This window comes from Bradyrhizobium sp. 187, assembly GCF_023101005.1.
Classification (GTDB): Bacteria; Pseudomonadota; Alphaproteobacteria; order Rhizobiales; family Xanthobacteraceae; genus Bradyrhizobium; species Bradyrhizobium canariense_D.
The window spans coordinates 6,107,816-6,130,893 of the sequence record NZ_CP064693.1 but is presented as its reverse complement, the minus strand read 5'-3'; the positions used below and the strand labels follow the sequence as shown (position 1 = coordinate 6,130,893).

Genomic DNA, 23,078 nt, shown 5'->3' with positions numbered 1-23,078 from the left:
CCTGAGATGGCCCGTTACGTCGCCAATCGCCTGGCGCAGGCGATCATGCTGCTGGTGATCGTGTCCGCGATCGGCTTCGCCATCCTGCATCTGGCGCCCGGCGGTCCGCTCTCGCAATTCGCGGCGTCCGCGCAGATGACGCAGGAGGATCTCGACCGCGTCACGCGGCAACTCGGCCTCGATCGTTCGCTGCCGATCCAGTATCTCGATTGGTTCGGCCGGATGCTGAGGGGCGATTGGGGCCGCTCGTATCGTGACGGCGAGGCGGTGCTGGCGGTGATCTCGTCGCATCTCGGCGCCACGCTGGAACTGATGGCGACTGCGACCATCATCGCGGTGCTGCTCGGCTGCTGGATTGGCGTACTCGGTGCGCTGCGCCGCTATTCGCTGTTCGATTCGCTCGCAACCGTCGGCGCCATGATCGCATTGTCGATCCCGACCTTCTGGTTCGGCCTCGTCACCATCTATGTGTTCTCGGTGAAGCTCGGCTGGCTGCCGGCCGGCAACCGGCAGACCGTCGGCGATGGCTCCCTGCTCGATCTGCTCCATCATCTCATTGCGCCGGCGCTGGTGCTGGCGCTGGTGGAGACCGCGATGTGGGGCCGCTTCATGCGCTCCTCGATGCTCGAAGTCATCAACCAGGACTACATTCGCACCGCGCGCGCCAAGGGCATGCCGGAATGGCGAATCCTTACGGTTCACGCCTTGCGTAACGCGCTGCTGCCGATGATCACGGTGGGCGGCCTTCAGTTTCCGACGCTGCTCGGTGGTGCGCTGGTCGCCGAGACCGTGTTCACCTGGCCGGGCATGGGCCGGCTGTTCCTCGATTCCATCGGATATCGCGACTATCCCGTGGTGATGGGCATTCTGATGTTCTCGGCGATCATGGTGCTGATCGGGTCGCTGCTGGCCGACATCCTCTATGCCGTCGTCGATCCGCGCATCCGGGTGGGCTAGGGATGACGACCGTAGACTTGTCCAGCGCTCAACCCGCACCCGGCCAGGCCGCGTGGCGGCGATTTCGTCGGCACCGGCTTGCGCTTGCAGGCGCGGTGATCATTCTCGCCCTTGTTCTCGGTTCGGCATTCGGCCCGTACCTCCTGCCGTTCGACGACACCTACATCGATATCATGAAGCGGTTCGCACCGCCGCTGTCGGGCGCGCACATCCTCGGCACCGACGAACTCGGCCGCGACGTGCTGGCGCGGCTGATGATGGGCGCGCGCGTCTCGCTGTCGATCGGCTTCGTCGCGATGGTGATGGCGATGGCGGTGGGCATCGTCGTCGGGGCCTTCGCCGGCTTCTATGGCGGCGTGGTCGGCGCGGTGCTGATGCGGCTCGTCGATGCCATGCTCTGCTTTCCGACCATCTTCCTGCTGCTTGCGCTCGCGGCGCTCATCGAGCCCGGCTTCGTCACCACCACCGTGCTGATCGCGGCAACCGCCTGGATGTGGGTGGCCCGCGTCGTCGAGGCCCAGGTGCGTTCGCTGCGGGAACGCGAGTTTGCGGTTGCTGCACTCGCGTTCGGCTCGTCGAACCTGCGGATCATGTTCCGCGAGCTCGTGCCCAATGCGATTGCGCCGATCGTGGTGGCGGCGACGCTGAACGTCGCCAAGGCAATTCTGCTGGAATCCTATCTCAGCTATCTCGGTTACGGCATTCAGCCGCCGGCCGCGAGCCTCGGTAACATGCTCAACAACGCGCAGATCTATCTCACCAGTGCGCCCTGGCTTGCGATCGCGCCGGGCCTCGCCATCACGCTTGCCGTGACGAGCTTCAACTTCCTCGGCGACGGCCTGCGCGATGCGCTCGATCCGCGAATGAACATCCCATGATCTGCAAACTAGCGATGAGCAAGCTTGCTCCGATCGAACTGAATATCTGGAGTGTCCTATGTCCCCGCCGCTCACCCGTATAAACAGCGACGAGCACCTGCCGGCGCAGGTGGATGTCGTCGTCATCGGCGGCGGCGTCATTGGCGTCTCCGCGGCCTATCATCTCGCGAAGAAGGGCCTCTCCGTCGCCCTGGTCGAGAAGGGCCATGTCGGCGGCGAGCAGTCGAGCCGCAATTGGGGCTGGTGCCGCCAGCAGGGCCGCGCGCGTGAGGAGATCCCGCTGGCCCGCGAGGCACTGCGACTGTGGGAAGACATGCAGAACGATGCCGGCGTCGATGCCGGCTTCCGCCGCACCGGCGTGCTGTTCCTGACCAAGAGCAAGGACGAACTCGCCAGCTGGGAGCGATGGGCCGTAACGGCGCGCGAGATGCAGGTCCACTCCACGGTCCTGACGCCGGCGGAGGTCGCCGAGCGCCTGCCCGGCAATGCCGAAAAATGGGTCGGCGGATTGCACACGCCGGGCGACGGGCGCGCCGAGCCCTCAATGGCCGTGCCGGCGCTTGCGACCGCCGCGCGAAAGCACGGCGTCACTATTCATCAGGGCTGCGCCGCGCGTGGGTTGGAGACGCAAGGTGGACGGGTGAGCGCCGTCGTCACCGAGAAGGGCACCGTTCGCACGCAATCGGTGCTGCTGTCCGGCGGCGCCTGGTCGTCGCTATTCTGCCGTCGCCACGGCATCGAGCTGCCGATCGGCCTCGTCAATGCGACCGCGTGCCGGACCACGCCGGGGCCGGAGATCACCTCCGGTGCGCTCGGCACCGATTTCTATTGCATCCGCCGCCGCCTCGACGGCGGCTTTACCCTGGCGCTACGCAACCGCGGCACGGTCGAACTGTCGCCTGATCTGTTCCGGTACGCGCGAACTTTCTGGCCGACCTATCTGCATCGCAAGAACGGGTTGAAACTGTCGTTCGGCAAATCCTTCTTCGACCAGCTCATGCGCGGCACGAACTGGAGCTTGGACAAGCCGTCGCCATTCGAGACCGAGCGGGTGCGCGATCCCGCGCCTGACATGTCGCTGGTCAATGCCGCGCTGGCTTCGCTGATCAAGTCGAACCCTGAATTGAAGGACATCGAGATCGCGGAAGCCTGGGGCGGGACGATCGACTGCACGCCGGATACCATTCCGGTCATCTCGCCGGTCGATGCCATGCCCGGCTTCTTCCTTGCCACCGGCTTCTCCGGCCACGGCTTTGGCATCGGTCCTGCGGCCGGCAAGCTCGCGGCGGACATCGTGACGGGCGCGACGCCGCTGGTCGATCCCGCGGCCTACAGCCACAAGCGCCTGATCGACGGCCGCCGGCTCGCGCCGGTCAGCCCGTTCTGAGAGTTTTGGCGGCATGACGGTTCTCTACAAGGCCAACATGGTTCGGGGCGCTGAATGGGCGGGCTTCTTCGCCGAGCGCGCGCCCGATGTGCCATTCCGGCTCTGGCCCGACATCGGCGATCCCGCCGACATCCGCTATCTCGTGGCGTGGGTGCCGCCGGACGACATCGCGACGACTTTCCCTAATCTCGAACTCGTTTTCTCGGTCGGTGCGGGTGTGGACCAGTTCGACCCGTCAATAGTTCCGCCGCACATTCCGCTGGTGCGCATGCTTGAGCCCGGTATCGCCGAGACCATGGTCGAATACGTCACCATGGCTGTGCTCGCGCTGCATCGCGATCTCCTGCACTTCATTGCTCAGCAGAAGGCGCAGGTCTGGCGCGAGATCCGGATCACGCCGGCCAAACGTCGTCGCGTCGGCGTGATCGGTCTCGGCCAACTCGGCCAGGCCGTGCTCGAACGCCTCACGGCGTTCGGCTTTCCGCTTCTCGGCTGGAATCGCTCGCCGCGCGAGATCGAGGGCGTCACGAGTTACGCGGGCATGGAGACGTTGCCGGATTTCCTTGCTCAGACCGACATTCTCGTCTGCCTGCTGCCTTTGACCGACGAGACCCGCGGCATCCTGAATGCGGACTTGTTCGCGCGCCTGCCGCGCGGCGCGTCGCTCGTCAATGTCGGGCGTGGCCCGCATCTGGTCGAAGCCGACCTTCTCGCGGCGCTCGACAGCGGCGCGTTGTCGGGTGCTGTCCTCGATGTCGCCGAGCCGGAGCCGCTGCCTGCGGGTCACCCTTTCTGGAGCCACCCGCGCATCCTGGTCACGCCGCACAATGCCAGCATGACGACGCCGGATACGGCGGTCGATTTCGTGCTGGATGTGATTGCGCGCCACCGCCGCGGTGAAGAATTGCCGGGGCGTGTCGATCGTAGTCGTGGCTATTAGGACACTGGCATGAGCATGGGCGCAAGCGGAGCTGATCAAATCGCTGCCAACGCGCAGTCGCCGGTGCTGTCGGTTTCCGGCCTGACGACGTCCTTCCTGCGTGAGCGGCAATGGATTCCCGTCGTCTGCGACGTGTCGTTTGATATTGCCTCGCGGGAAACCGTGGCGATCGTCGGCGAGTCCGGTTCGGGCAAGAGCGTCACTGCGCTCTCGATCATGCGGCTCATTCCGAAGGAGAACGGCCGGGTCGAAGGCAGCGTCCGGCTTGCCGGTCGCGACCTGCTGACGCTGCCCGAAGCGAGCATGAAGGATGTTCGTGGCAACGAAATCGCCATGATCTTCCAGGAGCCGATGACGAGCCTCAATCCGGTGCTGACCATCGGCTTCCAGATTGCGGAAGCACTGATCCAGCACCGCGGCCTGTCGCGCGCGGCGGCGGAGGTCGAGACCATATGCCTGCTCGACCGCGTGCGGATACCTGCGGCGAAATCGCGCTTCCACGAGCATCCGCATCGCTTCTCCGGCGGCATGCGCCAGCGCGTAATGATCGCGATGGCGCTGGCCTGCAAGCCGAGGCTGCTGATCGCAGACGAGCCGACCACCGCGCTCGACGTCACGATCCAGGCCCAGATCCTAGAGCTTCTGAAGGAGCTTCAGCAGGAAGAGGAGATGTCGATCCTCTTCATCACCCACGACATGGGGGTGGTGGCCGAGATCGCGGACCGCACCGTGGTGATGTATGGCGGCCAGGCAGTGGAAACCGATGCGACCGCGCGCATCTTTGCTTCACCCTCGCATCCTTATACCCGCTCGCTGCTCGCGGCCGTGCCACGCCTCGGCTCGATGGACGGGCGGACGCGGCCGATGCGTTTTCCGACCGTCGACAAGGTGACGGGGACCTCTGACGAGCCGGCGGAGACGCCCGATACGGTCTCGATTGCCGAGCGACCGCTGCTCGAGGTCTCCAACCTCACGACGCGCTTTCCAATCCGCTCGGGCCTGTTCGGCAAGGTCTCGGGCCGCGTCCATGCGGTCGAGAACATCTCCTTCACCTTGCGCGCCGGGGAGACGCTGGCGCTGGTCGGCGAATCCGGCTGCGGCAAGTCGACGACGGGCCGCTCCATTCTCAAGCTGACGGAGCCGGACAGCGGCACCGTTCTGGTGGACGGGCAGGATGTGCTGGCGATGAATGCCCGCACCTTGCGTGACTTTCGCAAGCAGATGCAGATCGTGTTCCAGGATCCGTTCGCGAGCCTCAACCCGCGCATGTCGGTGGGAACGGCGATTGCGGCCCCATTGCTCGCCAACGGGCTCGTCACGGCGTCGCAGGCACGGGAGAAGGTCGCCGACCTGCTTGTCCGCGTTGGTCTCACCGCCGACATGGCCGCGCGCTTTCCGCACGAATTCTCCGGTGGCCAGCGCCAGCGCATCTGCATTGCCCGCGCGCTCGCGCTCGGACCGAAGCTGATCGTCGCGGACGAAGCGGTCTCGGCGCTCGACGTTTCGGTCAAGGCGCAGGTCGTCAATCTGATGCTGGACCTTCAGGCCAGCATGGGACTTGCCTATCTCTTCATTTCCCACGATATCGCGGTGGTCGAGCGCATGAGCCATCGCGTCGCGGTGATGTATCTCGGCGAGATCGTCGAAACCGGTCCACGCGCGGCCCTGTTCGGAAATCCGCAGCATCCCTATACGAAGAAGCTGATGGGGGCCGTGCCGGTGCCCGATCCAGCGCGCCGCGGCACCAGGCGCGAGGCCACGAATGACGAGATCAGAAGCCCGGTGCGTGCGCCCGATTACCAGCCGCCCGTGCGTCAATATCGTGAGGTGTCGCCGGGCCATGTCGTCCAGCTCTGGGGCGAGGAATGGTCCAACTGACGTGCGCAGGCCACAAATCATTTCCAAAATGCACGATGAAGTCGCCCCGCGATCTGCCGGGCAGGTCAACGGTGGTGTCCTTCGCGACGCCAGGCCGGTGACATCACGCTGAAATCACAATGAAATCATCGCGGCACGGCCCGGTGCGACGGCCGGCCGCGCCAGCTTCGTGTTATGCGCTGCAGCTGGACCGTCGGCCGGCGATCTCCGATAATGTGCGGATCTCGGGAAGGCCGGCGAAGACGTGCCTTTACGGATGGATTTACTAGAATGACACACGCAGGCGTCTACGGGCAGAGGCTCGGGCAGGGCCTTCGCTCCAAGCAAGCACCGGTCCTGATCACGCGTTCGCTGCACAGCGCCGAGCTCGCGGTCACCGAAGTCCGCAACGACGATCCGACACCGGATATTTCCGGCTCGCTGGCTGCGGAAGATGCCTATCTCCTCAGCCTGAAACTCCGCGACTATCCGGATTGCGAATGCTGGGAGGAGGGCCGCTGTGTCACCAAGGCGGATGTTCGCGCAGGTGCGACCTATCTGTACGACCTCAAGCGTGACCCGCGCTATGTGATCGACAAGCCGTTTCACTCGCTCTTCTTCTATTTGCCGCGCTCTGCGCTCAACAGCGTTGCCAGGCAACCGGGCGGGCCGCGCGTAGGCGAGCTCAGCTACGAGCCCGGTGTCGGTCATGACGACGAGGTCGTTCGACATGTCGGTGCCTCGTTGCGGCAAGGACTGTGTCGGCCCGACGAGACCAACCAGCTTTTCGTCGATCACATGATGCTCGCGCTCACCGCCCATGTCGCCCAGACCTATGGTGGGCTGAAGCCAGCCGCAGAACCGAGCCGCGGCGGTCTTGCGCCATGGCAGGTGAAGCGTGCATGTGACCGGCTCGATTCCGATCTCTCGGGCAAGATCGCGCTACAGCTGATCGCGACCGAGCTTGGGCTGTCAGTCAGCCACTTCTCACGCGCGTTCCGGATCTCCACCGGCCTGCCGCCGCATCAATGGCTGCTCCAGCAGCGCGTCAAGGCGGCCAAGCAACTGATGACAGTCCGCGACCTGCCGTTGTCCGAGATTGCCATCTCGGCCGGATTTGCCAATCAGAGCCATTTCACGCGGGTGTTCTCGTCCATCGTCGGCGTCAGTCCGGGCGCGTGGCGCCGCGAAACGGATGGCGGACGGGACAAGACTTGAATTTTACCGGCGCTTTGCCAGCGAGATCGTGTAGGCCGTGCGGCGCGCCGCAAAGATCTCGTCCGGCGGATGGCCGATGCCGTCGGCAAGATTGGCTGGATTGAAGATGGAGCCGTCGCAGGCCGCGTTGGCTTCGAGGCTGGTGATGACGATCGTCCCCAGCCGCACCTGCTCACGGTTGTCCTCGTCCGGCCATCGCAGGGTCACGTCCATGGTGGGATCGCCGGGACGGTCGAGCAAGGCCATCACGTTGAATCGGACATCGCCGGCTACGATCCTCCGCGCGAGATCGTCATGCAGGAAATCGGCCGACTTCGCCCTCGCTTCGTCCTCGCTCAAGGTGACGTCGCCGCCGACCGGCGAGACCTTGAACTTGATGAAGCGGGTCTCATCCTTCGCGTTCGTCGCGGGAAAGGAGTGCACGCCCCAATAGGTCGTGCCGGCAAAGCTGCCGGGCAGCCGGCGTGCCGCGACGTAATTCGCCTGGTTCAGTGTTTCAGGATTGGCCGCCGAAAAGGCCCGGACCTTCTCGATGTCGGGCTTGCCGTCCGCACCCGGAATGCGCGCCTCGAGGAAGGCGAGCATCTGGTCGAGCGTCCGTGCAAAATGCACCGGAGCGGTTTCCGTCAGGATGTCCGAGCGATGGGCGTCGTCGCCCAGCCTGAAGCTGAAGCCGCGCAGCACGAGGTTGTTGGTGTCGGTCATCCCAGGATTGCCGCCGCCGACGGAGAAGCGCGCCAGCACGCGCGACGGTTTTGTGAAGCTCAGCGATCGCGTAATCTCTGCCGCGCGGTCGGACGGGGCATAGGTCCCGCGCACACATCGACCCTTGGCGAAGCTCGCGCGCACCTTCGGCGGATTGCCTGCGACCGCCTTCAATGCATCGACGACCGCGGCGGGTGTTGCAGCGGGGGTGGGAAGTTCGGACATGGCTTGGCCTCCGGCAAAAGCGGCATGTCCGTGTGTTAGGGCTGGCGGAGCGCCGGCGTCTTTCCTAAAGCCGCGCTGCCTTGTCCGATCCTGCTGATTGCTTGCTCGCGCTTCAGGAATTCACGTGCACGAAACACGGTATGAGGGGATAGATCTGATGTCGGCGAGACGCGGGACAACTTGTTTACTGATTCAGCTCCCGTGCTCCCGGGTCTCGCGACGATGCAGACTTGTCCTCCGGAAATTGTGATCGGATAGAGCGACGGGGAACCGCGTTATGTGAACCGTCTCATATTTCATCACTCTCTTTCGAGCTATCACTCCCGCAAGAAATTGCCGCACCCGGACCTAACTGACCGACACGGGTGAGATGCAATGCCTGCGTAGCCGCGTGCTCGCAGCTTTGGATTGGCTCTCGTCTTGCTCACGAGCAAGCCAGCCCCATCACTCAGCACAGATTTTTCAGAAATTGGAATCAAGGCAATCGCAAAACGCGTCCACGAGGCTGCCTCTATTCGGGGTCGGCCGGTAGGCCGCTACTTACCTAAGAAGGAGACCCCCAATGAAAATTAGTGATGCAGTTTCCAGCGCATTTTCCCTAACGAGGGGCTCCGGCAATCTTCGGATCGCTCGTTCCGGTCTGATCAGGTCGGCCCATCTTCTTGAAAGAATTGGGCTCGCAGCCGTTGGGGCCTCCTGTGGCCTCTATGTGGGTGCGACCCTGTTGCGTGAGAAAGGCGGACTGTTTGAAAGCGGCTGGATCGTGCTGATAACGATGCTCTACGGAGCTCTCAGCTATTATGTCGGAATTGATTTGTCTCGCAGTGTCGCGCGGAAGTCGATCTCGAGCAACTTGGAAGAGTGGAATGGTTCCGAGCCGGCTGAGATCATGAGTGCGGCTGGAACGTTCGGCGCCGCGATTGCCGCAACTCTGTCCGTCAGCATCCTTGTCCTTGATCAAAACCCAGCCAATGGCCTGATAACCTTTGTTGCCGGCTGTTGGGTGGTTGGTTCCTCGCTCCAAGTTGCGGCGGGCATGATGGCTCGCAACTACGAAGCGCGCATGGACAAGCAATGAAGGAATTGTGCTCACGCAAGAACGTCTGCTTGGCGTCATGACGAGTGCACAAGCCGCAGTGTTGGATTCGATTTCAGGTCCGGAGTGAGTAGTGACCACTCATCGCAACCTCTGTCGTCCAACGCTGCGGGAAGACGATTTTTGGTAGCGCAGTCGTTCGCATCGGGCGGCGACCCGGCTTGGAAGCCGTGTCGGTACTGAGTAACCTAAATTATCGCACAACAAACAAGACGTGCCATCATGGCGGTGTTGGGATATCGTCCCCGCGCCGTGGTCCAAAATCCTGCTAACCGCCAACCACACGATCGGTGGAGCCAATGCAGATTGCGGAGTGGCTCGAGAAACTGGGGCTTGGGCAATACGCAGAGCGTTTTGCCCAGAATGGAATCGACGTGGGCGTCCTCCCCGAACTGATGGACGAGGACTTTGAAAAGCTCGGAGTCCTGCTAGGCCATCGCCGCAAAATGCTGCGTGCTATTGCCGACCTCGATCCAGCCGCGTTGATCGCATCGCCGACCCCTCCTCAGGACGCCGAGCGGCGCCACCTCACTGTTATGTTTTGCGATCTGGTCGGCTCGACCGCGCTCTCGGCGCGTCTCGATCCCGAGGATATGTGGGAAGTGATCCGGGCCTACCGCGCCGCCTGCGCGAGCGTCATTGCCGCTTATGACGGCAGGATAGCCAGGTTCGTTGGCGACGGAATACTCGTCTATTTCGGCTATCCTCGCGCGCATGAGGATGATGCGGAGCGCGCAGTACGAGCTGCCCTCGACACTATCTCCGCAATTGGGCAGCTCAAAACGGGCGCCGACGAACGGGTTGAACTGCGCATCGCAATTGCGACAGGGCTTGTGGTGGTCGGTGACCTCATCAGTGGAGATGCATCAGAGGAGCAGGCAACCGTCGGCGACACACCAAACCTCGCCGCTCGGCTCCAGAGCCTGGCGGAACCGGGCGCGGTCGTCGTTGCTTCGTCGACGCGCCGGCTGCTTGGTGATCTCTTCACGTTTCGCAATCTCGGCCGCCGTGAGGTCAAGGGGATAGCCGAACCAATCGCAGTCTGGGCGGTGGAGGGGGCGATCGCATCCGAGAGTCGCTTCGAGGCGGTCCGCGCGGTACGCTCGATCGGTTTTGTCGGCCGCAGGGACGAGATCGAGTTCACTCTCTCGCGCCAGCGGCTGGCATGGCAGGGGCAGGGCCAGATGGTATTGATTTCTGGCGAAGCGGGCATCGGCAAGTCGCGCATTGTCGCAACCCTGTCCGAAAGCCCCTCGTTGGGGGCGCACCGCCGGGTGCGATATCAGTGTTCGCCCTACCATACCAACAGTGTGCTCCATCCCTTTGTCGCGCAGCTCGAGCGCGCCGCCGGCATCCGGTCGCACGACACGCCTGGGCAAAAGCTCGACAAGCTCGAGGCAATGCTGTCGCTTGGAACACAGCAGGTCGCCCAAGCGACACCGCTCATTGCGGCTCTCCTTTCGATTCCCACCGGCGACCATTGTCCGCCGCTGGCTTTGAGCCCGGCGCAGCAGCGGCGACAGACATTTGCCGCCCTTCTGGATCAGCTTGAGGGGTTGGCGCGAGAGCAACCCCTGCTGATTATCTGCGAGGATATGCATTGGGCCGATGCCACGACACTTGAACTGTTCGATCTCGCGGTCGATCGTATCAGAGGACTGCCGATACTCGTGCTCATGACATCCCGGCCAGAGTTCGAGCCCTCCTGGTCGGGCCTTGCCAACGTCAGTCTGTTGCGGCTCGACCGACTCGATCGGCGGGACTCGCGCGCGCTGGTCGAACAGGTGGCCGTTGGTCGCCAGCTGCCACGCGAGATGATGAAGCAGATCATCGATAGGACGGATGGCATCCCACTATTCGTCGAGGAATTGACCAAGATGGTGCTGGAGTCCGGGCTACTCGTCGAAGATGCCGGGCGCTATCGTCTCGATAATCCGCTCCCGCCGCTCGCTATTCCCGCGACGCTGCAGGATTCGCTGATGGCGCGGCTTGACCGGCTGGCCCCCGTCAAGGAGTTAGCGCAGATAGGCGCCGCCATCGGTCGCGACTTTTCATACGCGCTGCTGAGATATGTGGCGGGACGCGATGATCTGACGCTGAGCGCTGCGCTAGCGCAACTCGAAGAGGCCGAACTGCTGGTGCGTCGCGGGGCTCCGCCCGAAGCAAACTATAGTTTCAAGCACGCCCTCGTTCAGGAAGCGGCCTACGAGAGCCTGCTCAAGAGCAAACGGCAGGTGCTTCACAAGCGCATCGGCGATGTCCTGCGCGAGAAGTTTCCAGTCGTCGCCGAGACTGAGCCGGAAGTTCTGGCACACCACTTCACTGAGGCGGGGCTGAGCGAGGTCGCCCTCGAATGGTGGCGCAAGGCGGGCCTGCAGGCGCTGAAACGCTCCGCTTATTCCGAGGCGATTGCACATCTCGGCAAGGCGATTGCCATCGCCGATGACCTGCCCGATGAGCACGACCGGATGATGGGTAGGCTACATCTTCAAATCGCATATGGCCGTGCATTACGGGGCAGCCTCGGGCACAGCGCTCCCGAAACGGTCGCCGCATGGACGCGCGCCCGACAGTTCGCAGCCGACATCAATGATCCGGTTGAACTTGCGCCGGTCCATTCGGGTCTCTTCAATGCCTGCCTGACACACGGCGAACTCGCGCCGATGCAGGCGCTGGTGGATGCCATCGTGAACGCCGCTGACCGGCGACCGGCCTCACCGGTGGCCGCCGTCGTTGCACATTGGACGGGCGGGGTTACCTGCTGGTTCGGGGGCGACTACTTGAACGCGAGAGTACATCTTGAGAAGGCACTAGAGATCTATGGTGACGAGCCGGATCCCGCGACGTTCAGGGGCTCGGCGCTGGATCTCCCATTCGTGATCATGAGGTTCCTTGCCCTGGTGCTTTGGCCCCTTGGCAGGATCGCCCGCGCACGCCGCCTCGCCGCGGAAGCGATAAGTGCTTCCGGAGAAAAACGGGCGCTTTCTCAGGCCAATGCGCTTGTTCATCGAGCTGTGTTCGACGGACTATGCGGGGGCATGTTGCAGCAAACAGAGACGATCCTGGCGCTTGGTCTCGCTCGCGACCACACGATGCCGCTGTATGTGGCCGCCGGCACTTACCTGAATGGCCTGGCCAAGTGGCGCGCTGGCGACGGAATGGCCGGGCTAACGGAAATGCGTCGCGGCTGGACCTTGCTGCACGAGAATGACTGCTACCTCTGTGAGCCGTTTTGGGGGATGCATGTCGCCATGGCGGATGCAGAGTCGGGCCAACTCGAAAACGGGCTGGAAATCTTGAGCGGATTGATCGCATGGGCGGGGCAATCCGGTCAGCATTGGCTTGATGCCGAGCTGCATCGCGTCTACGGGGAGCTTTTGTTGCGTCATGATCCTTCGGACCTAGCCAGGGCCGAAACTGCGCTAAGCCGAGCGCTTGAAATCGCACGGCACCAACGGGTGAAGACTTTCGAGCTGCGCAGCGCCATTGGACTTGCACGCCTGCATAAGACAAATGGCGGAGCGGGCGCGGTATCCGAGGTGCTCGCTCCCGTGCTCGCTGAATTCGATGCGGAGCGCAATCTTCCCGAAGTCGTTGAAGCCAGAGAGCTGCTCAAGCAAGTGCATTAGGCACGTGCGGTTTGTTTAGCTAGCCGTTTGGTCAGGAGAGACGTCTCGATCCTGACCCATCTCCGGTCGCCTCACTGCAATTGCGCGTTGAGGTTCGCACGTGACGTACGGGCCAGGGGCTGACGGGTTACGAATTCACGTGCACGAAATCCCGCAAGAGCGGGTAGATCTCGTTGTTCCAGCGTTTGCCCGAGAACACGCCGTAATGGCCGACGCCGGCCTGCATGTGGTGGACGCGGCGGTAGGCGCGTACGCCGGTGCAGAGGTCTTGCGCGGCCAGCGTCTGGCCGATCGAGCAGATGTCGTCCTTCTCGCCCTCGACCGTCATCAGCCCCATGCGGCTGACGGCCTTGGTGTTCACCGGACGTCCCCGATGCATCAGCTTGCCCTGGGGCAGAAGATGCTCCTGGAACACGTCTCGCACGGTCTCGATGTAGAATTCCGCGGGCAGGTCCATCACGGCGAAATATTCGTCGTAGAAGGTCTTGATGCTGGCCGCCTTCTCCTTCTCGCCCTTGGCGATGTGATCGGCGAGATCGATGTGCTGCTTGATATGGCGCTCGAGATTCATCGAGACGAAGGCGGTGAGCTGCACGAAGCCGGGATAGACTTTCCGCAGGGCACCGCGGCACTGCATCGGCACGTAGTTGATCAGGTTCTGCTCGAACCAGTCGATTGGCCTGCTCTTGGCGAATTCGTTGACCCTCGTCGGCTGGATGCGCGTGTCGATCGGGCCGGCCATCAGCGTCAGCGTCGCCGGCCGCGAAGGATGGTTGCCCTCGCACATGATCGCGGCGGCCGCGAGCGCGGAGACCGAGGGCTGGCAGATCGCGACCATATGCGGGCGGGGGCCTAATTGGCCGAGGAAGTCGATGAGATGCTCGGTGTAGTCGTCGAGCCCGAAACGGCCCTCGCTGCGGGGAATGTCGCGTGGATTGTGCCAGTCGGTGATGTAGACGTCGTGATCCTGCAGCAGCGTCTTCACGGTGCCGCGCAGCAGCGTCGAAAAATGGCCGGACATCGGCGCCACCAGGAGCATGCGCGGCTGCTCGCCCACGCCTTCCTTCTTGAAACGCAGCAGCGAGCCGAACGGGGTCGCGTAAGCGATCTCCTCGGTTACGGCGACCTCGCGATTGCCGACCATGACGCTGTCGATGCCGTAGGCGGGGCGGTGATAGGTGAGGGTGGAGCGGGAGATCAACTCCAGCGCGGCCGACAGCCGGCCGACGACCTGATCCGATAAGCCCTGCGGCACCAGATTGAGGAATTTGAGTGCGGACGAAGCCCCCGACCGCCACGGCGCCGTCAGGTCCATATGGTTCTGAAAGGCCTGATAATACATCGACATCATACTGAAAAGCCCACCTGTCCCCGTGCTGCTATGCAATATCGGAGCCAAACCGGAGATGGGCCGTCCTCAAGATTGGCACGTCGCTTGCTGCTCTTTTGGCGGGAAGCACAGGCGGTGCGCACTCCCGCAGTCCAGGCGGGGTGCAAGTCTTAGGCGTGAGGGAAGGCCATATGGCGAAGGCGACACTGACCATCAGCAGCAAGAACTATTCGTCCTGGTCGCTGCGTGGCTGGCTGCTGACGAAATTTTCCGGGCTCGATTTCGAGGAGATCGTCACCGCGCCGGACGACGCGTCGGCGCGTGCCGAAATCCTGCTGTTGTCGTCGTCGATCCTGGTGCCGTGCCTGCGGCACGACGGCGCGATCGTCTGGGATACGCTGGCGATCGCCGAATATCTCAACGAGGCGATGCCGGATGCCGGGCTGCTGCCCGCGGATCGCGTTCAGCGCGCGCATTGCCGCTCGATCTGCGGCGAAATCCATTCCGGCTTCACCACCTTGCGCGCCTCGCTGCCGGTCAATCTGAAGGGGCACTTCCCCGGCTTCAAGATCTGGTCGCGCGCGCAGGCCGACATCGATCGCGTCTGGGCGATCTGGCGCGACTGCCTGGACAAATCGGGCGGGCCCTTCCTGTTCGGCGAGACCCGCACCATGGCTGACGCGATGTACGCCCCGGTGGTGACGCGCTTCGTGACCTATAACGTCAAGCTCGAGCCACAGCTGCAGGCCTATGCCGATACCATCATGGCCATGCCGGAGATGAAGGAATGGATCGCGGCGGCACGGGATGAGCCGGCCGAGATCGAGGAGCTCGAGGTCGAATATTAGGCAGGCCGGGTGCCATCTGCCTGTTTTGGGAGCGAGCATCCAACCGCCGCACCCCGCGGTCGTGTCATTGAAGGCGTTAACGTTTGACGCCCGTGGTGGGCTGAGCCCGCTCACGCGCTGTGCAGATATTGTATGCGCGCGCTGGCCGGTTGCGACATCTAGCCGTGAACAGGCGCGTACGGGGCGCTACGGCTGATTCGGACGTGATTCGTTCGGGCCGCGTTCCGAAGGTTAAAGCCGGGACGCGGCCCCGTTGCATTTTGAGACAGAAATCAGTGCTCAGGCCACGCCCGAATGCTTCATGCGCGGGACGCGCCAGCCGATGACGGTTGCTTCAACTGCGACGCCGGCCGCGTGGTTCTGCCAGCGTCCCTCGATATAGCGGCAGGCGAACGGCAGCTGATACGTTCCGCTGTGGTCCTCGCACAGCACTTCGACTGCAAGGCCGGGCGGCGGTTCTCCGGCGCCGTCGAATTCCGCCAGTCGTCTGTCGCGCGTTGCCATCAAAAAACTCCCTTAAACAAAGCCGCGGAAAGAGTGCCCATTTCCTCCGCGTGCAGATCATCGCTCCCCGTGCGAGGGAACAGCCGCAAGCTCAACGCGAGAATGCGGTGCGAGTGTGGTAGCCTCGACAGGCTGCGTGCAAAAAGCGCACATTGCCGTGATTGATTTGACGAGGAACCTGTATGCTGCTTCGAAGCGCCGTCGTTTGTTTCGCGATGTTGCTGCTCGCTACGCTGGCGATTGTGCCGGTCCGCGCGCAGGACGTGCCCGGTATCGAGATCTGCACCGTCGAGAAGACCATGGAGCGCCGCACCAGCTGCCTCCAGAGCAACGTCGACTTCCTCCAGAAGACGATCACCAAGCTCAACCTCGATCACCAGCAGAAGCTGGACGCCGCGGCTCGCCAGATCGATGCGTTGAAGACGACCGTGGCCGGCTTGCAGAAGATGCTCGGCGATCTCCAGGCCGCGCAGGCGAAGACCGCGGAGGATGTGAAGAAGAAACAGGATGCGCCGCCGCCGAAGGATGCGGCGAAATAGGCGCCGCGCTCAGGCGACGCGATATCGCTCCATGACGCTGCGGTCGGGCTCATAGCCGAGCCCAGGTCCGGTCGGCACCGCGACATGGCCGGTGGCATCGACATCGGCGCGGCCGCCCCAGAGGCAGGCCTCGCGCTTCAGGTAAAACATCTCGACCAACCCGTCGTTGCGCCCCGCCAGGAGATGCAAGGTCGCCAGCAGGCCGGGGCCGAAATACGGGGAGTGCGGAACGATCTTGACGCCTTGCCGATCCGCGAGCGCCGCAACCTTCAGAAATTCCGTGATGCCGCCGACCTTGATCACCGACGGCTGGGCGTGGCTGACCGCGCCCGCCTCCATCATCTGGCGGAATTGATATTCCGTGCAGGCGTTCTCGCCGGCGGCGACGCCGAGCCCGCCCTTGCTGCGGACCTCGGCGAGCGCCGCAAAATCCTCCGGCGGCCAGACCGGCTCTTCCAGGAACATCGGCTGCGCGTCCCCGCATGTCCTGGCGAACGCGACCGCCTGCTCGCCTGACAGCGGGCAGTTCATGTCCACCATCAGCGGAATGCCGGGCCCGATCGCCGCGCGCGCGGCAAACACCGCCGGCGCCGTGGTCTCGTGCAGCTTGATGGCGCCATAGCCGAGTGCGAGCGCCTTCTTGCATTCGGCGGCGATGTTGTCGGGCGAACCGATCCGCAACAGGCTCGCATAGGCCGGAATGGCCGAGCGCCTGGTGTCGCCGAGCAGGCGGTTCAGCGGGACGCCCTCGATCTTGGCGGCGAGGTCCCACAGCGCGATGTCGAGCCCGGAGATCGCGAACATGGTGATGCCGTAACGGCCGAACAGATGCAGATTGCGCTGGATCTGGTCCATCACCGCGGGGATGCCGGCGGCATCGGGAACCTCCAGCCCATGGGCTTGTGGTGCGATCATTTCCTCGACGGCACTGCGCGTGGTGCGGGGGCAGACATAGGCGAAGGCATCGCCCCAGCCGGTGAGCCCGGCGTCGGTGGTGACCTCGAGGATCACCATGTCGAGGGCGGTGATGGCGGAGGCGCCCTGACGGAAGCTCGCGACACCAGCGTCATAGGGGATGCGGATATGGTGCGCCCGCACATCGGTGATTTTCATGACGCGGTTCCTCCTGCTTTCTTGTGAGCGGTTTCAAGGACGTCCCGAGTGTAGCCATGAACGCCCGGACGTTGCCAGTGGCTGTTCCGGCGTTATCCTCCTGCGGGACCGCAACGCCGATCAAGCGAAACCCGCGGACTTCCGTGCATCATGGTCGCGCTTCGAACGAGAAACGCCATGAACCCAGCCCAGCGCGCGCTCTGGTATGTCGAGAGCCATCTGGCCGAGCCGATGACGCTCGACGAGATCGCTGCGATATCGGGCGTGTCGCGGTTCCACATCGTGCGCGCGTTTGCCGTAGCCACCGGCCTGCCGGTGATGCGGTACGTGCGCGCGCGGCGGCTGAGCGAAGCGGCGCGCAGTCTTGCGAATGGCGCGCCGGACATCCTGTCGCTGGCGCTGGAGGCCGATTACGGCTCGCACGAAGCATTCACCCGTGCGTTCCGCGACCAGTTCGGCACCACGCCCGAAGCGGTGCGCGCCGCGCAATGCACCGGCCATCTCAAGCTCCAGGAGCCGATCCTCATGGATTCAACCATCTCGGACAAACTCGCCAGGCCGCGCTTCGAAACCACAAAGGCCTTCCTCGTCGCAGGCATCATCGAGCGCATCTCCTGCGACAACGGCGCGGCCATTCCTGGACTGTGGCAGCGCTTCCACCAGGAGGTCGCCGCCATTCCCACGCGCGTTGGAGCGGTCGCCTATGGCGTCTGCTGCAACGGCGACGATGCCGGCAATTTCGACTACATTGCCGGCGTCGAGGTCGCCGATTTCTCCGAACTGCCGCGCCCCTTCGGCCGTATCCGCATCCCCGAGCAGCGCTATGCGGTGTTCACCCACACCGACCACGTCGCCTCGATCAGGCGCACCGTCAACGCGATCTGGAATCAGTGGCTGCCGGCCTCCGGCCTGAAGGCTGCCGATGCGCCGAACTTCGAGCGCTACGACGAGAAATTCGATCCCGCCACCGGCAATGGCGGCCTGGAGATTTGGATACCCGTGCGAGATTAGCGCGCAACGCTGGCATACCATCCGGCTTGCTTGGCAAGCCCCGGTGACTTTGTCATAACCGCAGGCAATCTTGCGTGTGGGGCCCGTGCCGGACATCCCGCGCAAGTCATAACAAGCAGCCGGGAGGGTCCCCACATGTCCAACGTCCGCGTTCTCGCCACCGACCTCGAATTTCCCGAAGGGCCGGTCGTGATGCCGGACGGCTCGGTCGTGCTGGTGGAAATCCGCGGCCAGCGCCTGACCCGAATCCATCCCGACGGGCGCAAGGAGGTCGTCGCGAAGATTCCGGGCGGCCCGAACGGCGCAGCCCTCGGCCCCGACGGCAAGATCTACATCTGCAACAATGGCGGCTTCTCCTGGATCCCGACCCGCAACATGATCATGCCGGGTCCGCAGCCCGACGGCTATCTCGGCGGCTCGATCCAGCGCGTCGATCTGCAATCCGGCCAGATCGAAACCGTCGTGACCAGATGCGGCGAGCACGATCTGCGCGGGCCGAACGATCTGGTGTTCGACAAGCAGGGCGGCCTCTGGTTCTCCGATCTCGGCAAGCGCCGCGCGCGCGAGATGGACGTCGGCGGCATGTACTATCTCAAGCCCGGCATGAAGGAGATCGTCGAGGTCGTCCACGGCGTGTTGCCGGCGAACGGCATCGGCCTCTCGCCGGACGAGACCACCGTCTACATCGCGGAGACGCCGACGGGCCGGCTCTGGGCCTACGAGCTCTCCGCGCCCGGCACGCTCAAGCCGCGCGACGCGATCTATCGCGGCGAGCGGGGCAAACCGATCTGCGGCCTCGGCGGCTACCAGATGTTCGATTCGCTGGCGGTCGAAGCCAACGGCAATGTCTGCGTCGCCACCCTCGTCTCCGGCTGCATCTCGGTGATCGCGCCCGATGGCACGCTGGTCGAGCAGATCCCGACCGGCGACCGCGTCACCACCAACATCGCCTTCGGCGGCCCCGAGCTGAAGACCGCCTACATCACCCTCTCCGGCAAGGGCGAGCTGATCGCCATGGACTGGCCGCGCAGCGGTTTGCCGTTGAATTTCCTTAACAAGTAAACGGTGCTAGTGACCATCATTGCAACCGAAGCGAAGCAATCCAGGAATGCGTCCGCGGTGACAGTCTGGATTGCTTCGTCGCTTCGCTCCTCGCAATGACAAAGGAGAGAGTTTCAAATGCCCTGGCCTGATCCCATCACCCTGCGCGGACAGCATGCCGCTCTGGAGCCGCTGTCGCATCAGCACCGCGAGGGGCTGAGCGAGGCCGTGAAGGATGGTGAGCTCTCCACCATCTGGTACACCGCAATCCCGACGCCGGACAACATGGGCAAGGAAATCGACCGCCGGCTCGGTCTTCAGGCCGCCGGCTCGATGCTCCCCTTCACCGTATTCGATGGCAGCGGCAAGATCGTGGGCATGACGACCTACATGAACATCGATGCGGCCAACCGCCGCGTCGAGATCGGCTCGACCTGGTATGGTAAGAGCGCGCAACGCGGCCCGCTCAACACGCAGTGCAAATTGCTGCTGCTCACCCACGCCTTCGAAACCCTGGACTGCATCGCGGTGGAATTCCGCACCCACTTCTTCAATCACCAGAGCCGCCGCGCCATCGAGCGCCTAGGCGCCAAGCAGGACGGCATCCTGCGCAGCCACCAGGTCGCGCCGAACGGCACGCTACGCGACACCGTGGTCTACAGCATCACCGCGGCCGAATGGCCTACGGTGCGAACGCATTTGAATTATCAACTCAACGACAAGCCGCGCTAGAGGCGGCCGAGGCACCATGGACAGATTTGATTATGTGATCGTCGGCGCGGGCTCCGCCGGTTGCGTGCTCACCAGCCGGCTGAGCGAAAACCCTGCGACCAGCGTTTGCGTGCTCGAGGCCGGCCCGAGCGACTGGCATCCCTACATCCATCTGCCGGCCGGCTTCATCAAGACCTTCCACATGAAGAGCATCAACTGGGCCTACCAGCAGGAGGTCGGACCCTGGACCGGCGGCCGCAGCATCTACGCGCCGCGCGGCAAGACGCTCGGCGGTTCGTCCTCGATCAACGGCCACATCTACAACCGCGGCCAGCGCATGGATTTCGACACCTGGGCGCAGATGGGCAATCGCGGCTGGGGCTATGCCGACGTGCTGCCCTACTTCCGGCGGCTGGAGAAGCGGGTCGGCGAGGGCGAGGACATTTATCGCGGCCGCGAAGGCAATCTCACCGTCACCACCATGAACTGGCGCGATCCGCTTTGCGAAGCCTTCATGGAAGGCGCGGTGAGCCTCGGCATTCCGCGCAACCCCGACTACAACGGCAAGACCCAGGAAGGCGTCTCCTATTGCCAGCGCACCATCGACAAGGGCTTGCGCGTCTCCGGCGCCACCGCTTTCCTCAAGCCCGCGATGAAGCGGCCGAACGTGCATGTCCGCACCCACGCGCATGCGACCGAGATCATCTTCGAGGGCAAGCGCGCCGTCGGCGTGCGCTACATGAAGGGCGGTCATGGCGGCACGCCGGTCGAGGTCCGCGCCAACAAGGAAGTGATCCTCTCCGGCGGCACCTATAATTCGCCGCAGCTGCTCCAGTTGTCCGGCATCGGCTCACCGGATCTGTTGCAGGCCCACGGCATCGCCGTGCGTCACGCGCTTCCGGTCGGCGAAGGCCTGCAAGATCACTACGCCCCGCGCACGGTCGCGCGCGTCAAGGACATCAGGACCATCAACGAGCTCCGCCGCGGCTGGCGTCTCTGGGTCGAGGCGATGAAATGGGCGACCGCGCGCAATGGCCTGCTGTCGCTGTCGCCGACCATGGTCTACTGCTTCTGGCACTCCGGCGAGAGTGCGGAGAGCTCCGACCTCCAGCTCACCTTCACACCGGCGAGCTACAAGGAAGGCGTGCAGGGCCAGCTCGAGGACGAGCCCGGCATGACGGTGGCGTCCTGGCAGCAGCGCCCCGAGAGCCGCGGCTATGTCCGCATCCGCTCGGCAGATCCGTTTGCGCCGCCGATCATCCAGACCAACTATCTTGACGCCGAGCTCGACCGCCGGGTCATCGTCGGCGGCATGAAGCTCGCGCGCAGGCTTTTGAAGAGCGCGCCGCTGTCGCCCTATTACGCCTACGAGGATTTCCCCGGACCCAACGTCAATACCGACGACGAGTTTTTGGCGGCCGCCACCGAGCGCGGCACCACCACCTTCCACCCCGGCTGCACCTGCCGCATGGGCCCGGCGGATTCCACCTGGGCGGTGGTCGACGATCAGCTCCGCGTTCACGGGTTGCAAGGTCTCCGCGTCATCGATGCCTCCGTGATGCCGCGCATGATCTCGGCGAACCTCAATGCCTCAACCATGATGATCGCCGACCGCGCCTCGGACTTGATCCGCGGCAAGAAGCCGATGGAAGCCGCGCGCGTGCCGGATGCGGCGGTGGCGTAGCAAGGTCTCGTGCTCCGGACGCAGCGCTGCGCTTCCCCGGCGATGCGAAGCATCGTCCGGTGCAGCTGTGCGCTGCAGAGCCGGAGGCCCATCTCACGCGACCTTGGTCGCCCCTCGCGATTTGAAGCGCGAGTTGGAGAGGGCGATGCTCACCCTTGCTCCGTCATCGCGAGCGCAGCGATGCAATCCAGGATCTTTCCGCGGAGGCAGCCTGGATTGCTTCGCTGCGCTCGCAATGACGAGGTGGAGAGAGTGCGCCACACTCTCGGTGTCATCGCCCGGTTTGACCTGGCGATCCAGTATTCCAGAGGCGGTTATGATTGATTCGAGAAGCCGCGGCGTACTGGATTCCCCGCCTTCGCGGGGAATGACACCGGAAGGTGGGGCGGCAGCGGAGTGCGCTCGAACCTACACTTCCCTCCGGCTCAGGAACGCCAATCGCTCGAACAGATGCACGTCCTGCTCGTTCTTGAGCAGCGCACCGTGCAGTGGTGGGATCAGCTTGCGCGGGTCGCGCTCGCGCAACTGCTCGACGCTCATGTCTTCGTTGAGCAGCAGTTTGAGCCAGTCCAGAAGCTCTGAGGTGGAGGGCTTCTTCTTCAACCCGGGCACTTCGCGGACCTCGAAGAAGATGCGCAGGGCTTCCTCGACCAGCCGCTTCTTGATGCCGGGGAAGTGGACGTCGACGATCCGGGTCATGGTGTCGGCATCGGGGAACTTGATGTAGTGGAAGAAGCAGCGGCGCAGGAACGCGTCCGGCAGCTCCTTCTCGTTGTTGGAGGTGATCATCATGATCGGGCGCTGCTTGGCCTTGATCGTCTCGCCGGTCTCGTAGACGTGGAATTCCATGCGGTCGAGCTCAAGCAGGAGATCATTTGGGAATTCGATGTCGGCCTTGTCGATCTCGTCGATCAGCAGCACCGGGCGCTGCTCGGCGGTGAAGGCATCCCACAGCTTGCCGCGCTTGATGTAGTTCTTGATGTCGGACACGCGGGCATCGCCAAGCTGGCTGTCGCGAAGGCGCGATACCGCGTCGTATTCATAGAGGCCTTGCTGTGCCTTGGTGGTGGACTTGATGTGCCAGGTCAGAAGCGGGGCGTTCAGCGCCTTCGCCACTTCCTCCGCCAGCACCGTCTTGCCGGTGCCGGGCTCGCCCTTGATGAGCAGCGGGCGCTCCAGCACGATCGAGGCATTGACCGCGACCTTGAGATCGTCGGTCGCAACATAGTCCTTGGTGCCGGTAAATTTCATCGCGCGTCCTTGTTGGTCGTCGTCCCAGGAATTGCCAGTTTCATGGCCCTGGTCCAACAAACGGAACGGCCGCGCGTGGCGGCCGTTCCTGGTTCGGTCAGGCTTTCAGACCCGTTTTATCAGCGAAAGGATGACGAGCACAATCGCTCCGCCA

The 23,078-nt window shown here is 63.7% G+C and carries 19 protein-coding genes; 14 read left to right on the top strand and 5 right to left on the bottom strand.

Annotation, left to right across the window (positions count from 1 at the left end; translation table 11 throughout):
- Window positions 1-6 precede the first annotated feature (6 nt).
- The 6 genes from IVB19_RS29710 to IVB19_RS29685 all read left to right on the top strand — a co-directional run bounded on the left by IVB19_RS29710 (window position 7) and on the right by IVB19_RS29685 (window position 7,237).
- Window positions 7-957, top strand: a complete 951-nt coding sequence (locus IVB19_RS29710; RefSeq protein WP_018454102.1) for an ABC transporter permease — start codon at window positions 7-9, stop codon at window positions 955-957.
- Between the two features lie 2 nt (window positions 958-959).
- Window positions 960-1,835 (top strand): ABC transporter permease, encoded by an 876-nt coding sequence (locus IVB19_RS29705; protein WP_026232671.1) that lies wholly within the window; start codon window positions 960-962, stop codon window positions 1,833-1,835.
- A 58-nt stretch (window positions 1,836-1,893) separates the two neighbouring features.
- Window positions 1,894-3,222 (top strand): NAD(P)/FAD-dependent oxidoreductase, encoded by a 1,329-nt coding sequence (locus IVB19_RS29700; RefSeq protein WP_247820461.1) that lies wholly within the window; start codon window positions 1,894-1,896, stop codon window positions 3,220-3,222.
- A 13-nt stretch (window positions 3,223-3,235) separates the two neighbouring features.
- Entirely contained in the window at window positions 3,236-4,162 is a 927-nt protein-coding gene (locus IVB19_RS29695; protein WP_018454105.1) for a 2-hydroxyacid dehydrogenase, read from the top strand.
- Window positions 4,163-4,171: 9 nt separating this feature from the next.
- Window positions 4,172-6,040 (top strand): ABC transporter ATP-binding protein, encoded by a 1,869-nt coding sequence (locus tag IVB19_RS29690; RefSeq protein WP_018454106.1) that lies wholly within the window; start codon window positions 4,172-4,174, stop codon window positions 6,038-6,040.
- 270 nt (window positions 6,041-6,310) lie between these two features.
- On the top strand, window positions 6,311-7,237 hold the full coding sequence (locus IVB19_RS29685) for an AraC family transcriptional regulator (RefSeq protein WP_018454107.1): 927 nt from the start codon (window positions 6,311-6,313) through the stop codon (window positions 7,235-7,237).
- Window positions 7,238-7,240: 3 nt separating this feature from the next.
- Here IVB19_RS29685 and IVB19_RS29680 read toward each other — a convergent pair whose 3' ends face one another.
- The gene (locus IVB19_RS29680; RefSeq protein WP_018454108.1) at window positions 7,241-8,167 is read right to left on the bottom strand and encodes a catalase family peroxidase; all 927 of its coding nucleotides are present in this window, start codon (window positions 8,165-8,167) and stop codon (window positions 7,241-7,243) included.
- A gap of 562 nt (window positions 8,168-8,729) precedes the next feature.
- On the opposite strand from IVB19_RS29680, the gene IVB19_RS29675 reads away from it, so the two are divergent.
- Complete coding sequence (locus IVB19_RS29675; protein WP_018454109.1) at window positions 8,730-9,245, top strand: hypothetical protein; 516 nt, start codon at window positions 8,730-8,732, stop codon at window positions 9,243-9,245.
- A 317-nt stretch (window positions 9,246-9,562) separates the two neighbouring features.
- Entirely contained in the window at window positions 9,563-12,892 is a 3,330-nt protein-coding gene (locus IVB19_RS29670) for an adenylate/guanylate cyclase domain-containing protein (RefSeq protein WP_018454110.1), read from the top strand.
- A 127-nt stretch (window positions 12,893-13,019) separates the two neighbouring features.
- Here the strand turns inward: IVB19_RS29670 and IVB19_RS29665 are convergent, their stop codons facing one another.
- Window positions 13,020-14,243 carry a polyhydroxyalkanoate depolymerase gene (locus IVB19_RS29665; protein ID WP_018454111.1) on the bottom strand — a complete coding sequence of 408 codons (1,224 nt, stop codon included), beginning with the start codon at window positions 14,241-14,243 and terminating at the stop codon, window positions 13,020-13,022.
- Window positions 14,244-14,413: 170 nt separating this feature from the next.
- Here IVB19_RS29665 and IVB19_RS29660 point away from each other — a divergent pair, with 170 nt between their 5' ends.
- A complete protein-coding gene (locus tag IVB19_RS29660; RefSeq protein ID WP_018454112.1) occupies window positions 14,414-15,070 on the top strand; it encodes a glutathione S-transferase family protein in 657 nt (218 codons plus the stop codon).
- A 279-nt stretch (window positions 15,071-15,349) separates the two neighbouring features.
- Here IVB19_RS29660 and IVB19_RS29655 read toward each other — a convergent pair whose 3' ends face one another.
- Window positions 15,350-15,574, bottom strand: coding sequence for a hypothetical protein (locus IVB19_RS29655; RefSeq protein WP_018454113.1), 225 nt, complete (start codon window positions 15,572-15,574; stop codon window positions 15,350-15,352).
- Between the two features lie 182 nt (window positions 15,575-15,756).
- On the opposite strand from IVB19_RS29655, the gene IVB19_RS29650 reads away from it, so the two are divergent.
- The gene (locus IVB19_RS29650; RefSeq protein WP_018454114.1) at window positions 15,757-16,113 is read left to right on the top strand and encodes a hypothetical protein; all 357 of its coding nucleotides are present in this window, start codon (window positions 15,757-15,759) and stop codon (window positions 16,111-16,113) included.
- Window positions 16,114-16,122: 9 nt separating this feature from the next.
- On the opposite strand, the gene IVB19_RS29645 is transcribed toward IVB19_RS29650, so the two are convergent.
- Window positions 16,123-17,226: a mandelate racemase/muconate lactonizing enzyme family protein gene (locus IVB19_RS29645; protein WP_018454115.1), complete on the bottom strand. Its 1,104-nt coding sequence runs from the start codon at window positions 17,224-17,226 to the stop codon at window positions 16,123-16,125.
- 177 nt (window positions 17,227-17,403) lie between these two features.
- Between IVB19_RS29645 and IVB19_RS29640 the strand changes: the two genes are divergently transcribed.
- The 4 genes from IVB19_RS29640 (at window position 17,404) to IVB19_RS29625 (ending at window position 21,673) form a co-directional block, all read left to right on the top strand.
- Window positions 17,404-18,237: an AraC family transcriptional regulator gene (locus tag IVB19_RS29640; RefSeq protein ID WP_247820460.1), complete on the top strand. Its 834-nt coding sequence runs from the start codon at window positions 17,404-17,406 to the stop codon at window positions 18,235-18,237.
- A 135-nt stretch (window positions 18,238-18,372) separates the two neighbouring features.
- Entirely contained in the window at window positions 18,373-19,299 is a 927-nt protein-coding gene (locus tag IVB19_RS29635; RefSeq protein ID WP_018454117.1) for an SMP-30/gluconolactonase/LRE family protein, read from the top strand.
- Between the two features lie 117 nt (window positions 19,300-19,416).
- A complete protein-coding gene (locus tag IVB19_RS29630) occupies window positions 19,417-20,010 on the top strand; it encodes a GNAT family N-acetyltransferase (protein ID WP_018454118.1) in 594 nt (197 codons plus the stop codon).
- Window positions 20,011-20,026: 16 nt separating this feature from the next.
- Window positions 20,027-21,673 (top strand): GMC family oxidoreductase, encoded by a 1,647-nt coding sequence (locus IVB19_RS29625; protein WP_247820459.1) that lies wholly within the window; start codon window positions 20,027-20,029, stop codon window positions 21,671-21,673.
- Between the two features lie 408 nt (window positions 21,674-22,081).
- Here IVB19_RS29625 and IVB19_RS29620 read toward each other — a convergent pair whose 3' ends face one another.
- Window positions 22,082-22,924 carry an AAA family ATPase gene (locus tag IVB19_RS29620; protein WP_007600695.1) on the bottom strand — a complete coding sequence of 281 codons (843 nt, stop codon included), beginning with the start codon at window positions 22,922-22,924 and terminating at the stop codon, window positions 22,082-22,084.
- Window positions 22,925-23,078: the final 154 nt, after the last annotated feature.

Bases quoted from the DNA above. Each gene is read 5' to 3' on its own strand.
- IVB19_RS29640 (WP_247820460.1), top strand. From the start codon at position 17,404: ATGAACCCAGCCCAGCGCGCGCTCTGGTATGTCGAGAGCCATCTGGCC.
- IVB19_RS29705 (WP_026232671.1), top strand. From the start codon at position 960: ATGACGACCGTAGACTTGTCCAGCGCTCAACCCGCACCCGGCCAGGCC.
- IVB19_RS29635 (WP_018454117.1), top strand. From the start codon at position 18,373: ATGTCCAACGTCCGCGTTCTCGCCACCGACCTCGAATTTCCCGAAGGG.
- IVB19_RS29690 (WP_018454106.1), top strand. From the start codon at position 4,172: ATGAGCATGGGCGCAAGCGGAGCTGATCAAATCGCTGCCAACGCGCAG.
- IVB19_RS29695 (WP_018454105.1), top strand. From the start codon at position 3,236: ATGACGGTTCTCTACAAGGCCAACATGGTTCGGGGCGCTGAATGGGCG.
- IVB19_RS29630 (WP_018454118.1), top strand. From the start codon at position 19,417: ATGCCCTGGCCTGATCCCATCACCCTGCGCGGACAGCATGCCGCTCTG.
- IVB19_RS29675 (WP_018454109.1), top strand. From the start codon at position 8,730: ATGAAAATTAGTGATGCAGTTTCCAGCGCATTTTCCCTAACGAGGGGC.
- IVB19_RS29660 (WP_018454112.1), top strand. From the start codon at position 14,414: ATGGCGAAGGCGACACTGACCATCAGCAGCAAGAACTATTCGTCCTGG.
- IVB19_RS29625 (WP_247820459.1), top strand. From the start codon at position 20,027: ATGGACAGATTTGATTATGTGATCGTCGGCGCGGGCTCCGCCGGTTGC.
- IVB19_RS29700 (WP_247820461.1), top strand. From the start codon at position 1,894: ATGTCCCCGCCGCTCACCCGTATAAACAGCGACGAGCACCTGCCGGCG.
- IVB19_RS29665 (WP_018454111.1), bottom strand. From the start codon at position 14,243: ATGATGTCGATGTATTATCAGGCCTTTCAGAACCATATGGACCTGACG.
- IVB19_RS29685 (WP_018454107.1), top strand. From the start codon at position 6,311: ATGACACACGCAGGCGTCTACGGGCAGAGGCTCGGGCAGGGCCTTCGC.
- IVB19_RS29650 (WP_018454114.1), top strand. From the start codon at position 15,757: ATGCTGCTTCGAAGCGCCGTCGTTTGTTTCGCGATGTTGCTGCTCGCT.
- IVB19_RS29620 (WP_007600695.1), bottom strand. From the start codon at position 22,924: ATGAAATTTACCGGCACCAAGGACTATGTTGCGACCGACGATCTCAAG.
- IVB19_RS29645 (WP_018454115.1), bottom strand. From the start codon at position 17,226: ATGAAAATCACCGATGTGCGGGCGCACCATATCCGCATCCCCTATGAC.
- IVB19_RS29680 (WP_018454108.1), bottom strand. From the start codon at position 8,167: ATGTCCGAACTTCCCACCCCCGCTGCAACACCCGCCGCGGTCGTCGAT.
- IVB19_RS29670 (WP_018454110.1), top strand. From the start codon at position 9,563: ATGCAGATTGCGGAGTGGCTCGAGAAACTGGGGCTTGGGCAATACGCA.
- IVB19_RS29655 (WP_018454113.1), bottom strand. From the start codon at position 15,574: ATGGCAACGCGCGACAGACGACTGGCGGAATTCGACGGCGCCGGAGAA.
- IVB19_RS29710 (WP_018454102.1), top strand. From the start codon at position 7: ATGGCCCGTTACGTCGCCAATCGCCTGGCGCAGGCGATCATGCTGCTG.